Source organism: Arenibacter sp. P308M17 (assembly GCF_003426735.1).
In the GTDB taxonomy this organism is placed as follows: domain Bacteria; phylum Bacteroidota; class Bacteroidia; order Flavobacteriales; family Flavobacteriaceae; genus Arenibacter.
In genome coordinates this window covers 86,056-99,040 of the sequence record NZ_QVON01000006.1, presented here as the reverse complement: position 1 = coordinate 99,040, position 12,985 = coordinate 86,056, and the positions used below count along the sequence as shown (strand labels likewise).

The following is a 12,985-nucleotide window of genomic DNA, read 5'->3' as shown; positions in this document are numbered from 1 at the left end:
AGGAAAATGGACAATGGTAAAATAAAACATATTGGTGTATTCACTTCAGGGGGCGATTCTCCGGGAATGAACGCTGCGCTCTACGGAACAGTAAAGGTAGCTGAGCAGCATGGCATCAGGGTAAGCGGCATCCTAAAGGGGTACGAAGGCATGATAGATGGGCATTTTATCCCTTTGGAAAGCCAACAGCTCCAAAAAACGGTACACCGTGGTGGTACGGTCTTGAAAACCGCCAGAAGCGAGCGCTTTATGGCCGTGGACGGAAGGCAACTTGCTTTTAAAAGTCTTCAGGATAATGATATCGATGCTGTGGTAGCCATTGGTGGTGACGGTACTTTTAAGGGCCTGATTGCCTTTTCGGAAATATGTAAAATTCCGTTTATAGGTATTCCGGGAACCATCGATAACGACCTTGCCGGCACCGACTTTACATTGGGTTTTGATTCCGCGGTAAACACGGCCATTGAAAGTATCGATAAAATTAAAGATACTGCCGAATCCCACAATCGGGTATTTATCGTTGAAGTAATGGGCCGGGATAGCGGCTATATTGCCATTCATTCCGGATTGGGCGTGGGTGCCGATGCCATATTGATACCGGAGAGCGGTGAAGATTTTCTCCAGTTGCTTAAAAAGGTCAAGGACTATAGAAGTGAAGATGGGTTTATCGTAGTCGTTTCGGAAGGAGATGAATTGGGAGCAGAACTAGTGGCATCAAAAATTAAGGAATTGAACCCCGAAGTAGATCTGCGTATTACAAAATTGGGGCACGTACAGCGTGGAGGCAATCCCTCTGCCTTTGATAGGATGTTGGGCATACGGCTCGGGGCAGCTTCCGTTAACGCCCTCATGAATGGTGAAAGAAATGTAATGGCGGGTATTCTCGACAATCAACTAAAATTTACCCCATTTGACAGCGTAGTAAAGCAGCATCAGCTAAATGAAGAGCTATATGGATTATTGAAAACTTTGAACACATAAAAGATGAAAACGACCGTATTCAGCACCCATCAATTTGAAAAACCGTATTTGGAATCTGCGAACAACGATACGCATGAACTCAAACTGCTCGAAGTACGGTTAACTGAAAACACGGCACCCTTGGGAGACGGGTCAGAGGCCATCAGTCTGTTTACGAGTGATGATGCCTCGGAGGGAGTACTTGAAAAGTTAAGTGCCCTAGGGGTAAAATACATTGCGCTTCGTACGGCAGGTTACAACAATGTAGCCATTGAAAAGGCGAAAGAATTGGGCATTACAGTTTCCCGTGTCCCGGCCTACTCCCCTTATGCCATAGCCGAACATACGGTGGCACTGATATTGGCCTTGAACCGAAAACTTATTAGGTCGCACAATAGGGTACGCGACATGAATTTCTCCTTAAATGGCCTAACTGGTTTTGATATGAACGGAAAGACTGTTGGTGTAATGGGAACTGGGAAAATCGGGAAAGTACTCATCAAAATCCTCCATGGCTTTGGCTGTAAAATACTAGCCTACGACCTAGAGGAAGTTGAAGAATTAAAAGAAAAGTATGGCGTTCGTTTCACAGATTGCCTAACACTCTGTAGTAAGGCAGACATAATCAGTCTTCACGTTCCCTTTACTCCTGAAACAAAGCATATCATCGATGCCGAGCATATCAGAGTCATGAAAAAAGGGGTTATGCTCATCAATACCAGCAGGGGCGCACTGGTAGATACCAAAGCAGTCATAAATGGACTAAAATCAGGAAAAATAGGATACTTCGGAATCGATGTCTATGAAGAAGAAGAAGGGCTATTCTTCGAAGACCATTCTGATGAGATTTTGCAAGACGATGTAATAGCGCGTTTGATGACTTTTAGCAATGTTCTGATAACCAGCCACCAGGCTTTTTTGACCGACACGGCATTGACCAATATTGCCGATACTACAATCTACAATTTGGATTGTTTTGAGAAAGGTATAGCATCTGAAAATGAAATACCTATTAAAAGTCCTCCAAATATGCATTAAAACAAATATGAACTTAAAAACTATATCACAATGAAAAATATACTTGTACCCACCGATTTCTCCGAAAACTGTAATAAGGCAGCCGAGTTGGGCATTAAAATGGCCAAACTCTATAATGCGGAAGTCCATTTCTATCATTTGATACATACCCCTGTGGACTGGGTTAAATTGGATAAGCTAAAGGAAAAAAGATATCCCGAAACCCTTAGACAAATCGGGGCTGCGAAATCCGCATTGAGGGAATTGGAAAAAAGGGCGGAAAAGGAAGGTTTAGAATGTCGGACCTTTTTGGAATATCAGGTGGAGACTACTAAAATTCTCAAACATTCCGATCATTTTCACCATGATTTTATCATCACGGGGAGCAGTGGAACCAAAGGGGCGGTTAGGGAATTATTTGGCAGCAACGTTGAACAAATAGTACGAAAATCGGATGTTCCGGTAATCGTGGTCAAAGAGGAAGAGGTTTCCTTTCCATTTAAAAATATTGTTTTTGTTTCAGACTTTGACGAGGATATAAGTGAAGCTTTTAAGCATGTAATCTCCATAGCAAAAAAATGCAATGCACATACCCGTCTTTTGCGCGTCAATACAAAAACGGATACCAATAGCATTGAAGCGGGACTAAATCCCATCAAAACATTTGTTGATAAGTTCCCAGAGCTGAAAAATTATTCAATGTACGTCAATAATGAACCTTCAGTAGAAACTGGTATCAATACTTTCTTAACCTATGAACCGGCTGATTTAATTGCAATGTGCACGCATGGAAATACCGGCTTTTTAAGTTTGTTTTCCAAAAGTATTGCAGAGGGCGTAGCCAATCATTCCACACTTCCGGTTATGACGATTAAAATTTAAATAAATCATATTAAGATGTCGGGAAGCTTAAATCAAATACGAGAAAAACCCTTTTACAAATTATTGTTGGGAAGAACGACCTTGCCCCTTGTTACCATTTTGGGCATTGGCACCTTATATGCTGTTTTAATGTCTATGGTAGATCATAAATCGTTGCCATTCCACATTATCATTGTTACAGCTGCATTGGGCAAGACCATCGTGATTACGATGACCACTTTAAAACGGTTATCAAAATTGATAAAAATCTGTCATTTATTGGAGCGATTGCTATGGGTTTTTGGTTTGATAATCATCATAAGTGTTTTTTCTTTTGCGACTGATTATGCCTGCCTTTTTCAATTCAACAATTCAACATTTGTAGGTGTACCCGATTATTCAAATTCGTACTTGTACAATTTGTACCACTTTTTCTACTTCAGTGTAATAACTTTTTCAACGGTAGGCTACGGCGATATAATTCCAACATCCGATGTAGCCAGGTTCGTTGTTATGCTCGAAATATTCTTAAGTTTTTTCTTGATCGTCTTCGCCTTGGCCAATATTAAAAAAATACACATCAATGGATAAGATATACATTATAAAGGCTAGCGGCGAGAAAGCACTTTTTGAGATAGAAAAAGTGATAAATTCATTAGAACGGGCGGGTGCCGATAAATTGTTGATCAAAGAGATAGTTCAAGATATTAACAAGGAGGTTCACGACGGAATGACTACCAAAAAGATATATCAAATGGCCTTTAACTTATTAAAGAGAAAATCTAGGGCTAGCGCTTCAAAATACAAGCTCAAAAAAGCCCTTATGGAGTTAGGGCCTTCGGGCTATCCATTTGAAAAATTTGTAGGCAAGGTGTTTGACCATGAAGGTTTTGACACAAGAGTGGGGGTAATCGTACAAGGCAACTGTGTACAGCATGAAGTGGATGTGATTGCCCAGAAAGATCATAAACATTATATGATCGAATGTAAATACCATAGCGATCAAGGCCGATTTTGCAATGTAAAGATTCCGCTCTACATCCAATCTAGATTTTTGGATGTACAAAAGCAATGGGAAAAACAACAAGGCCATAAAACCAAATTCCATCAAGGTGGTGTTTGTACCAATACCCGCTTTACTAGTGATGCCATCCAATATGGCACCTGTGCAGGTTTGATGCTGACGAGTTGGGATTATCCTAAAGGGCACGGTCTAAAGGAACGAATAGACAGACTTGGACTACATCCTTTAACCTCTTTGACCACATTGACTAAAGCTGAAAAATCCAAATTACTAGATAAAGGTATTGTACTCTGCAAGGAAATTAACGAAAACCCATCACTATTGGAGCAAATAGGTATCCCTAAACAAAGACAAAAAAACATTCTCGAAGATTCAAGGGAATTATGTACAGCACATTAAAATAATTAAACAATTAGTAATCCTAAAAAATAATACAGATGAAAACAAAAGAATTACAAAAACAGAAGAGCATAGAGTTAGAGCCGTTTTACCAAGCAATGGAAGACGAGCCAATGTTGCTGGAAGAAGCCTTCGAAATACTATTGGAAATGGTCAACTCAGAACCTAAATCCGCTAAGAAACTAGCCCTTCTTATCAAAGAGGACTTTCACGATTTGTATAAGGAAATAGAAACGTTATGCAAATCGAACCAAGACAAAGGAAACACACCTTCCTGCTGTGGAGGACTCTAGTAATAGGTAAATTAAAGACCTCAACAACTGGAAGTACCCATTCAACAGGTCTATATCCGTGCTAAGGTGCGAGGTAGTGAATTAGGTGATGATTAAAATTGGTAATAATACAATATGACGTTGGGTTTGCAGACAAGCGGTAAAAGGAATTTAGAGATTTGCCAAAATTGTGCAGCCGGCATTAACGAATAATGTAATGGAAACAGATACAATAAAAATTCATTTTTTAGGAGCGGCGGGAAGCGTTACCGGCTCCAAATATCTTTTGGATACTGGGGATAGAAAAATACTTGTGGATTGCGGTCTATTTCAGGGGCTCAAGGAACTACGCTTAAAAAATTGGGAATACCCACCTGTGAACGTCAACGACATTGATGTGATATTGCTTACCCATGGCCACATGGACCATACGGGCTATCTTCCAAGGTTGGTAAAACAAGGTTTCAAAGGGCCAATTTATGGCACCTACCCCACTTTGGACATCGCCAAGATTATATTGAACGATAGTGCAAAAATACAGGAACAGGAGGCCCAACGAGCCAATAAGGAAGGGTATTCAAAGCACAGTCCTGCTGAACCGCTTTACGATTTAAAAGATGTAGAACAAACCATCCCACATTTTAAAGCAATTCCCCAATCCCAATGGATTCCATTGTTCGATGGTATCAAAGCTCGATTTCAATATAATGGGCATATTCTTGGTGCAACTTTCATTGAATTGGATGTACATGGAAAACGCTTTGTCTTTTCTGGAGACATTGGCAGAACAAACGATTTGCTGTTATATCCACCCTTAAAACCAAAAAAAGCAGATGTCCTTTTCATGGAATCAACCTATGGTGGCAGATTTCATCCTGAAGAAGCAGAAGCCATTCCGCAAATAGAAAAATTGGTTAATGAAACTATTGACAAAGGAGGCAGTTTATTTATTCCAAGTTTTTCGGTAGAACGTGCCCAATTGATGATGCTTATTTTCTGGAGGTTACTCAAAGAGAACAAAATTCCCAAAGTACAAATGATTATGGACAGCCCAATGGGTGCCAACGTATTGGAACTGTTTCATAGAACGCGTGATTGGCACAGATTGGAAGACAACGAATGTGACGAAATGTGCTCACACTTTACAGTTGTTAGCAGTTATCGTGAAACAATGGAATTAAGAACAGATAACAAACCAAAAATCGTGATTGCAGGAAGCGGAATGCTCACAGGAGGAAGAATGCTAAACTATCTTGAAACACAGGCACAAAACCCAAATAACACCTTGCTTTTAGTTGGGTATCAGGCAGAAGGGACCCGTGGAAGAAAATTATTGGAAGGAGAAAAGGAATTAAAAGTGTACGGAAAGACCGTAACCTTCAAAATGCAATTGGCCGAGATAGAGGGGCTTTCGGCCCATGCAGACCATGCCGAACTGCTAGATTGGTTGAGTGATGTAAAAGAACCGCCAGAGAAATTATTTATCGTTCATGGCGAAAAAGAAGGGGCCGAGGCCTTAAAACAGGGAATCAAGGAAACCTATGGTTGGGAGAGTGAAATTCCCCAACTCTATGGTATCGAAGAGATAAAATAGGTAAGAAAAATACAAAAGAATAACATGGAAATGGAAGAAAAATCAAACATTCTCAAATACAAACCTCTAGGCATTTACACGCAAAATGAAAACGTTGTGTACATGCGAGAAGATTGTCATGTCTGCATTTCGGAAGGTTTCGAAGCATTGACCCGAATAAGGGTATCGAACAATAGCACCTCGATAATTGCAAGCCTTCATATCATTACTTCAGATGTACTTAGGCCGGGCGAAATGGGGTTGTCACAAATAGCGGCAAAAAAACTCAAAGTATCGGACGGCGAAACGTTATACGTTTCCCATTTGGAACCCATAGAATCATTAAGTTTTGTAAGGTCAAAAATTTATAATCAAAGACTCGATTACAAAGCCTACAAAGACATCATAACGGATATCATCGAAGGGGATTATTCAAACATCCACCTATCGGCATTTATTACGGCCTGTGCTGGCGACCGAATGGATATCGATGAAATCTCGGACCTTACCAAGGCAATGATAACTTCGGGAAAACAACTGGATTGGAAGAAGGAAATAGTGGTTGACAAACACTGTATCGGAGGGTTGCCAGGCAATAGAACTACACCTATCGTTGTTGCCATTGCCGCCGCTTACGGGCTTACCATGCCCAAAACGTCCTCACGGGCCATTACTTCTCCAGCGGGTACGGCGGATACTATGGAAGTATTAACCAATGTTACGCTCAACGGGGAAGAAATCAAACAGGTAGTAGAAAAGGAAGGCGGCTGTTTGGTATGGGGCGGCACTGCGGAATTAAGCCCGGCGGACGATATTCTTATCAAGGTCGAGAAAGCACTCGATATCGATAGCGAAGGTCAGCTAATCGCCTCCGTACTGTCCAAAAAAGCGGCCGCAGGAGCTACCCATGTGGTCATCGATATTCCTGTTGGGGAAACAGCCAAGGTGCGCAGCGAAAAGGCCGCGAAAAAACTCAAGGAACATATGGAAGTTGTAGGGGATTCAGTAGGGCTTAAAATAAAGGTGGTCATTACCGATGGCAGCCAGCCTGTGGGAAGGGGTATCGGCCCCAATTTAGAGGCGGTTGATGTGCTAAGTGTTTTGCAAAATAGGGAGGATGCACCACAAGACCTAAAAGAACGGGCATTATTGTTAGCCGGGCATCTTTTGGAACTATCGGAAAAAGTGAAGCCCAAAAAAGGCCATGAAACAGCGAAGGAATTACTGGAAAGCGGAAAGGCCTACCAAAAATTCGAGGCAATATGCAAGGCCCAAGGAAGATTTTCAAAAACCTATATTGCCCCTTACCAATTTGAAGTGCATGCCCCTAGATGCGGTGCCGTCAAAAAAATAAACAATCGAAAGATTGCAAAACTCGCAAAATTGTCGGGAGCACCACAATCCAAGTTGGCAGGTATTTCAATGAATGTATGCTTGGGCGATGTGATAGAAAAAGGCGAATTGCTCTATAAACTTCATGCCGAAACAAATGGGGAATTGAACTATGCCTTGGCCTATTATGAGAATCATGATGATATAATTACAATCCAATAAAAAAACTTATGAAAACGATACTGTTCAGCCTTCCGGGAAACCAGGAACTTACGGCACAACTAGCTAAAAAAATGAACGCCGAAATCGGGGAGTGCAAATTGCGCAAATTTCCCGACGGCGAATCCTATACCCGTATACTCTCTGATGTAAAAGGAAAATGTGTGGTAATGGTATGTACCCTTCACGAACCCGATGAAAAGTTGTTACCCCTCTACTTTTTAAGCCATACGGCCAAATCCTTGGGCGCAATGTGCACCTGTTTGGTGGCACCCTATTTGGCATATATGCGTCAAGACAAAGTGTTTCATGAAGGGGAAGGGGTTACCTCGACGTTCTTCGGAAAATTGATTTCAGGATTTGCGGATAGCATCACTACCATTGACCCGCATTTGCATAGAATAAGTTCTTTGGGCGAGGTATACGATATTCCGAACAGGGTTATCCACGCCGCGGATGCCATCTCCAAATACATCAAGGAAAATATACACAATCCGGTACTGATTGGGCCTGATTCCGAAAGCGAGCAATGGGTCTCCGATGTGGCAAAAAAAGCAGGGGTTCCGTTTACCGTATTGCAAAAGGTTCGTCACGGCGACCGTGATGTTGAAGTTTCCGTACCCGATGTGGAGAAATATAAAGAATCCACCCCGGTCTTGGTGGATGATATTATATCTACGGCCCGGACTATGATCGAAACTACGGAGCATTTGAAAAATGCCGGGATGAAACCAGCTATATGCATAGGTATACATGCCGTTTTTTCCGGAAATGCGTATCAAGACCTTTGGGATGCCTATGTAGAGAATATCATTACATGTAATACAATTCCACATCAATCCAACGGCATTGACCTGAGTGATATCATTGCCAAAGAAGTAACAGAACTGATGCACCATACATGAAAAGAACCATTTACATATTGACCGTTCTATTGGTATCCCTTTCTGTACGCGCCCAGAAAGAAATGCTTATCGGCCAATTGGTCAATAGATCGGTCGTTCGGGAAAACTTTGATAAAAACGGTGTTTTTTTGAACAAGCAAACTTTTAAATCAGGAATGCTAAAAGAATTGAACGGGTACTATGAAATTGAGGTCTTGACCGAGCTTTTTGATGAAAACAAAAAACTAAACGATACATATACCATCAACTATCGATGTCGGCCCGAAGAATCGAGTATAATGGTAATGGCGTTTCCCTTTTCCAATCCAAAGGCAAAGGAAACCGAAATCAACACCAACTCCAAGAATTTCAAGGAGCTGTACGATTTGGATAATTTGGAAGATATTGAACTGGAAATGAGTTTCGATTCTGGATTACTGGACTTCTTTGGTTCCAAAAGCAAGATTAAAATTTATGATCGGATTGTAGAACCTAATGGAAACAGTAGGAACATTAAATCAAAGATCAATATTAAGGCCTATGCAATTGGTATACGATTCAAACAGCTTGACTATGTTGTAAATGAAACGTTGAACGATAAGGGATTACTGTCCTCCCAGAAATTTACAGAAAAAGACGGTAGTTATTTTACAATGACCTATAAATAAGAAACAATGAAAAGTTACGATACACTGTCCGAAGCGATACAAGACCTTCAAAGAAGGGGCTATGGCAATGATTTCAATCTCAAACCCCATTGTTTGGAATGTGTTTCCCTAAAACTGGAAATACATCCAGAAGATTTTTATGTTGACGAGATGCATCGTTTTGAAGGTATGAGCAGTACGGATGACAACAGTATCCTGTATGCCATCTCTTCTAAAAATGGAATCAAGGGAACCTTGGTTGATGCCTACGGAGTATATGCCGAGAATATTTCAGAACAAATGCGAAAAAAATTACGTTAACCCTTAAATAAAACAATATGGACGATAACAAAAATCACAAGGACAAAAAAATGGACCATTCGAAGATGGACCACTCAAAAATGGATCATTCAAAAATGGAAGACCCAAAATCGACCGACCATAGTAAGATGGACCACAGTAAAATGGATCATTCAAAAATGGATCATAGTAAGATGAAACATGGTGATCATGACAGCATCCCCATGGGTATGGCAGGCCACGACCACCATAAAATGATGATTGCCGACTTTAGAAAAAGGTTTTGGGTCACGTTGGTATTAACCGTACCCATACTATTCTTTTCTCCGATGATTCAGGAATTCTTTGGATATAGTTTTCTTCTTCCTGGAAACCCATACATACTTTTCGCCCTTTCTACCGTAGTATATTTCTATGGAGGCTGGCCTTTTCTAAAGGGTCTTGTTTCTGAGATAAAAAAGGGTGCGCCGGGAATGATGACCTTGATTTCTATGGCAATTTCTGTAGCTTATTTTTATAGTACAGCTACTGTATTTGGCTTAAGAGGTGAAGACTTTTTCTGGGAACTATCAACACTTATAGCCATAATGTTGCTTGGCCATTGGATAGAAATGAAAAGTGTGTTAGGTGCTTCAAAAGCCTTACAGTTACTGGTAAGTATGATGCCTGCGGAAGCGCACAGGGTAAAAGGCGACACCATAGAAGACATTCCTCTGGAAGATTTACTAAAGGATGATGTGATTTTGGTAAAACCAGGTGAAAAAGTTCCTGCTGATGGGATTATTACAGAGGGCTCCAGTTACCTAAATGAATCTATGCTTACCGGCGAATCTAAACCTGTAAAAAAAGATGAAAACGATAAGGTTATTGGTGGTTCGGTAAATGGCAATAGCACCTTAAAGGTAAAAGTTGAGCATACTGGAAAAGACAGCTATCTCAACAAGGTTATTAAAATGGTAGAGGAAGCACAAAAAACCAAATCCAAGATGCAAAACCTTTCAGATAGGGCTGCAAAATGGCTAACCTATATCGCTTTGGCTATTGGTTTTGGAACATTGGCAGTATGGTTGATTTTAGGATTTCCATTTGTGTATGCTTTAGAAAGAATGGTTACTGTTATGGTCATTGCTTGTCCACACGCATTAGGGCTTGCCATTCCATTGGTGGTTGCGATTTCCACCGCAGTATCTGCTCAAAATGGATTACTTATCCGAAATAGGACCGCGTTTGAAGAGTCCAGGAAAATTTCAGCTTTGCTTTTTGATAAAACAGGAACACTGACCAAAGGTGATTTTGGTGTCACTCGAATCGAGTCTGTTAACGAGGCTTATTCATCAGAGGAAATTTTACGACTTTCAAGTGCCTTGGAACAAAGCTCGGAACATCCTATTGCCGTTGGTATCATTAAAAAAGTTAAGGAAAACAAAGTTACGATTCCAAATCCAGAAAACTTTAATGCGATTACTGGTAAAGGTGTAGAGGCAAATGTTGAAGGTAAACAAGTTAAGGTAGTAAGTCCTGGTTATTTGAGAGATGAAAAAATAGACATCCCAGAAGACGCCTACAGCGATGCTGCCGAAACCGTTGTGTTCGTTTTAATTGATGGAAAACTGGCGGGTTACATAGCACTTGCAGATGAAATTAGACCAGAATCTGCCGAGGCAATCAAAATATTTAAAAAGAATAACATTAAAGTTCTGATGGCAACTGGCGATAACGAAAAAACAGCTAAGGCTGTTAGTGAAAAACTAGGGTTGGATGGCTACTATGCAGAAGTATTGCCTCACCAAAAAGTTGAAATCGTAAATGAATTACAAAACAAAGGAGAATTCGTAGCTATGACGGGCGACGGTGTGAACGATGCCCCCGCATTGGCCAAGGCCAATGTCGGTATTGCCGTTGGATCCGGTACCGATGTTGCCGCTGAGACCGCCGATATTATTCTTGTCAACAGCAATCCGAAGGACATCGCCAACCTGATTTTATTCGGGAAAGCCACCTATAACAAGATGATCCAGAACCTGATCTGGGCTACCGGTTATAATGTAGTGGCTATTCCATTAGCAGCTGGAGTTTTGTATTCGTCAGGATTTGTTCTGGGTCCTGCCGTAGGTGCGGTATTCATGAGCTTGTCTACCATCATTGTGGCTATCAACGCACAATTATTAAAGAGAAGAATCGGAAAAAAATAATGGACAAGAAAGAAAAGCTCAACAGGATATTTTTGATTCTGTTGAGCCTATTTGTGGTAATGTTAGGGTATGGTATCCTATTGCCCATTCTTCCATATTATACGGAAAGATTGGCACTAAAGGATGATCTAGATCCCGACCTGATAAATTTCCATATCGGAATGTTGACCAGCATTTACCCACTTTTCCAGCTCATTTTTGTGATTGTATGGGGTAGACTTTCCGATAAATATGGTCGTAAGTCCATAATTTTAGTCGGACTTATCGGTTTTATAACAATGAACTTGCTGACCGGCCTGGCCACTTCGCTTACGATGTTGTATGTCGCCCGCATCTTAGGGGGAGTATTCACTTCATCCGTAATCCCTGTAAGCAATGCCTATCTTAGTGACATAACTTCGGAGAAACGGAGGACCAAGATAATGGCATGGTCCGGGGTTGCCATTAGTTCCGGTCTTATCTTCGGCCCAGTGTTGGGTGGTCTTTTATCACAGACCAATGTCCATTTGAAGTACTCATTTGGGTTATTTCATTTAGACCGTTTTTCGGTTCCTTTTCTTTTTGCTGCAGTATTAGGTTTAATCGTATTGTTCATTATAATAAAATGGCTAAATAGCACAGCCATAGTAGCCAAGATTAGGAAAAAAGAGACTAAGCTCAGTGTCTCCTTTAGTCGCTATTTTATAGTGCTATTAACGCTGTCTTTCGTTATGCAATTTGTTGTGACCCTCTTTGAAACCGTATTTTCAATTTATGGTAAGAATGAATTAGAGTTCAATAGTAGTCAAGTCGGTATTGGCTTTATGCTTTGCGGTTCTGTGATGGCAGCCTTACAGCCCGTTTTTGCAACTTATGGGGAAAAAATCATGACCACGAAACAGCAAATCACGGTAGGCTTATTGATAACAGGGATATCGCTCGTAGTGTTTCCTTTTTTGCGAAATGAACTATCTGTATATGGCCTGATAATTCTCTTTGCCAGCGGAGGTGCCATGGTCACTCCCAATCTGCTTTCGTCGGTATCTTTGATATCCAAGGAAGATACGGGCAGAAATATTTCCATACAAAGTTCTACGAACAGTATCGGACAGATTTTAGGCCCCGTATTGGGAACTTGGTTACTCGCCGGTGGGTTTTATTATCCCTTTATAATTGCAGGATCGGTCGTTTTAATTGTAATAGGATTGGTGTATTATTTAAGGCAATAGCAGGAAATGATTTCATATTCGAAGATGATTCTATAGAAATGTCTTTAGATTAATTGAAAATATCCGCGTCGCTATTGATAGAAGCAATTCGGCCCCT

The 12,985-nt window shown here is 40.9% G+C and carries 13 protein-coding genes; all 13 read left to right on the top strand.

The window, feature by feature from the left end; translation table 11 throughout:
* The first annotated feature begins 6 nt into the window (after nucleotides 1–6).
* Nucleotides 7–981: a 6-phosphofructokinase gene (locus tag D0S24_RS14855; protein ID WP_117020648.1), complete on the top strand. Its 975-nt coding sequence runs from the start codon at nucleotides 7–9 to the stop codon at nucleotides 979–981.
* A gap of 3 nt (nucleotides 982–984) precedes the next feature.
* Nucleotides 985–1,998, top strand: a complete 1,014-nt coding sequence (locus D0S24_RS14850) for a 2-hydroxyacid dehydrogenase (RefSeq protein ID WP_117020647.1) — start codon at nucleotides 985–987, stop codon at nucleotides 1,996–1,998.
* Nucleotides 1,999–2,028: 30 nt separating this feature from the next.
* A complete protein-coding gene (locus tag D0S24_RS14845) occupies nucleotides 2,029–2,859 on the top strand; it encodes a universal stress protein (RefSeq protein ID WP_117020646.1) in 831 nt (276 codons plus the stop codon).
* Between the two features lie 15 nt (nucleotides 2,860–2,874).
* On the top strand, nucleotides 2,875–3,429 hold the full coding sequence (locus D0S24_RS14840; protein ID WP_117020645.1) for a potassium channel family protein: 555 nt from the start codon (nucleotides 2,875–2,877) through the stop codon (nucleotides 3,427–3,429).
* Nucleotides 3,422–4,261, top strand: a complete 840-nt coding sequence (locus tag D0S24_RS14835; protein ID WP_093978436.1) for a restriction endonuclease — start codon at nucleotides 3,422–3,424, stop codon at nucleotides 4,259–4,261. Before D0S24_RS14840 ends, D0S24_RS14835 begins: the two co-directional genes overlap by 8 nt.
* Nucleotides 4,262–4,299: 38 nt before the next feature.
* Entirely contained in the window at nucleotides 4,300–4,554 is a 255-nt protein-coding gene (locus D0S24_RS14830) for a hypothetical protein (RefSeq protein ID WP_093978435.1), read from the top strand.
* Between the two features lie 196 nt (nucleotides 4,555–4,750).
* Complete coding sequence (locus D0S24_RS14825; protein ID WP_093978434.1) at nucleotides 4,751–6,127, top strand: MBL fold metallo-hydrolase RNA specificity domain-containing protein; 1,377 nt, start codon at nucleotides 4,751–4,753, stop codon at nucleotides 6,125–6,127.
* A gap of 30 nt (nucleotides 6,128–6,157) precedes the next feature.
* On the top strand, nucleotides 6,158–7,660 hold the full coding sequence (locus tag D0S24_RS14820; RefSeq protein ID WP_093980561.1) for a thymidine phosphorylase family protein: 1,503 nt from the start codon (nucleotides 6,158–6,160) through the stop codon (nucleotides 7,658–7,660).
* An 8-nt stretch (nucleotides 7,661–7,668) separates the two neighbouring features.
* Nucleotides 7,669–8,562, top strand: a complete 894-nt coding sequence (locus D0S24_RS14815) for a ribose-phosphate pyrophosphokinase (RefSeq protein WP_093978433.1) — start codon at nucleotides 7,669–7,671, stop codon at nucleotides 8,560–8,562.
* On the top strand, nucleotides 8,559–9,209 hold the full coding sequence (locus D0S24_RS14810) for a hypothetical protein (RefSeq protein ID WP_117020644.1): 651 nt from the start codon (nucleotides 8,559–8,561) through the stop codon (nucleotides 9,207–9,209). The genes D0S24_RS14815 and D0S24_RS14810 overlap by 4 nt, the downstream gene beginning before the upstream one ends.
* Nucleotides 9,210–9,215: 6 nt before the next feature.
* Entirely contained in the window at nucleotides 9,216–9,509 is a 294-nt protein-coding gene (locus D0S24_RS14805) for a phosphoribosylpyrophosphate synthetase (protein ID WP_093978431.1), read from the top strand.
* Between the two features lie 17 nt (nucleotides 9,510–9,526).
* Nucleotides 9,527–11,680 carry a copper-translocating P-type ATPase gene (locus tag D0S24_RS14800; RefSeq protein ID WP_093978430.1) on the top strand — a complete coding sequence of 718 codons (2,154 nt, stop codon included), beginning with the start codon at nucleotides 9,527–9,529 and terminating at the stop codon, nucleotides 11,678–11,680.
* The gene (locus D0S24_RS14795) at nucleotides 11,680–12,888 is read left to right on the top strand and encodes an MFS transporter (protein WP_117020643.1); all 1,209 of its coding nucleotides are present in this window, start codon (nucleotides 11,680–11,682) and stop codon (nucleotides 12,886–12,888) included. The genes D0S24_RS14800 and D0S24_RS14795 overlap by 1 nt, the downstream gene beginning before the upstream one ends.
* Nucleotides 12,889–12,985 lie beyond the last annotated feature (97 nt).

Bases quoted from the DNA above. Each gene is read 5' to 3' on its own strand.
- D0S24_RS14855 (WP_117020648.1), top strand. From the start codon at position 7: ATGGACAATGGTAAAATAAAACATATTGGTGTATTCACTTCAGGGGGC.
- D0S24_RS14850 (WP_117020647.1), top strand. From the start codon at position 985: ATGAAAACGACCGTATTCAGCACCCATCAATTTGAAAAACCGTATTTG.
- D0S24_RS14845 (WP_117020646.1), top strand. From the start codon at position 2,029: ATGAAAAATATACTTGTACCCACCGATTTCTCCGAAAACTGTAATAAG.
- D0S24_RS14840 (WP_117020645.1), top strand. From the start codon at position 2,875: ATGTCGGGAAGCTTAAATCAAATACGAGAAAAACCCTTTTACAAATTA.
- D0S24_RS14835 (WP_093978436.1), top strand. From the start codon at position 3,422: ATGGATAAGATATACATTATAAAGGCTAGCGGCGAGAAAGCACTTTTT.
- D0S24_RS14830 (WP_093978435.1), top strand. From the start codon at position 4,300: ATGAAAACAAAAGAATTACAAAAACAGAAGAGCATAGAGTTAGAGCCG.
- D0S24_RS14825 (WP_093978434.1), top strand. From the start codon at position 4,751: ATGGAAACAGATACAATAAAAATTCATTTTTTAGGAGCGGCGGGAAGC.
- D0S24_RS14820 (WP_093980561.1), top strand. From the start codon at position 6,158: ATGGAAGAAAAATCAAACATTCTCAAATACAAACCTCTAGGCATTTAC.
- D0S24_RS14815 (WP_093978433.1), top strand. From the start codon at position 7,669: ATGAAAACGATACTGTTCAGCCTTCCGGGAAACCAGGAACTTACGGCA.
- D0S24_RS14810 (WP_117020644.1), top strand. From the start codon at position 8,559: ATGAAAAGAACCATTTACATATTGACCGTTCTATTGGTATCCCTTTCT.
- D0S24_RS14805 (WP_093978431.1), top strand. From the start codon at position 9,216: ATGAAAAGTTACGATACACTGTCCGAAGCGATACAAGACCTTCAAAGA.
- D0S24_RS14800 (WP_093978430.1), top strand. From the start codon at position 9,527: ATGGACGATAACAAAAATCACAAGGACAAAAAAATGGACCATTCGAAG.
- D0S24_RS14795 (WP_117020643.1), top strand. From the start codon at position 11,680: ATGGACAAGAAAGAAAAGCTCAACAGGATATTTTTGATTCTGTTGAGC.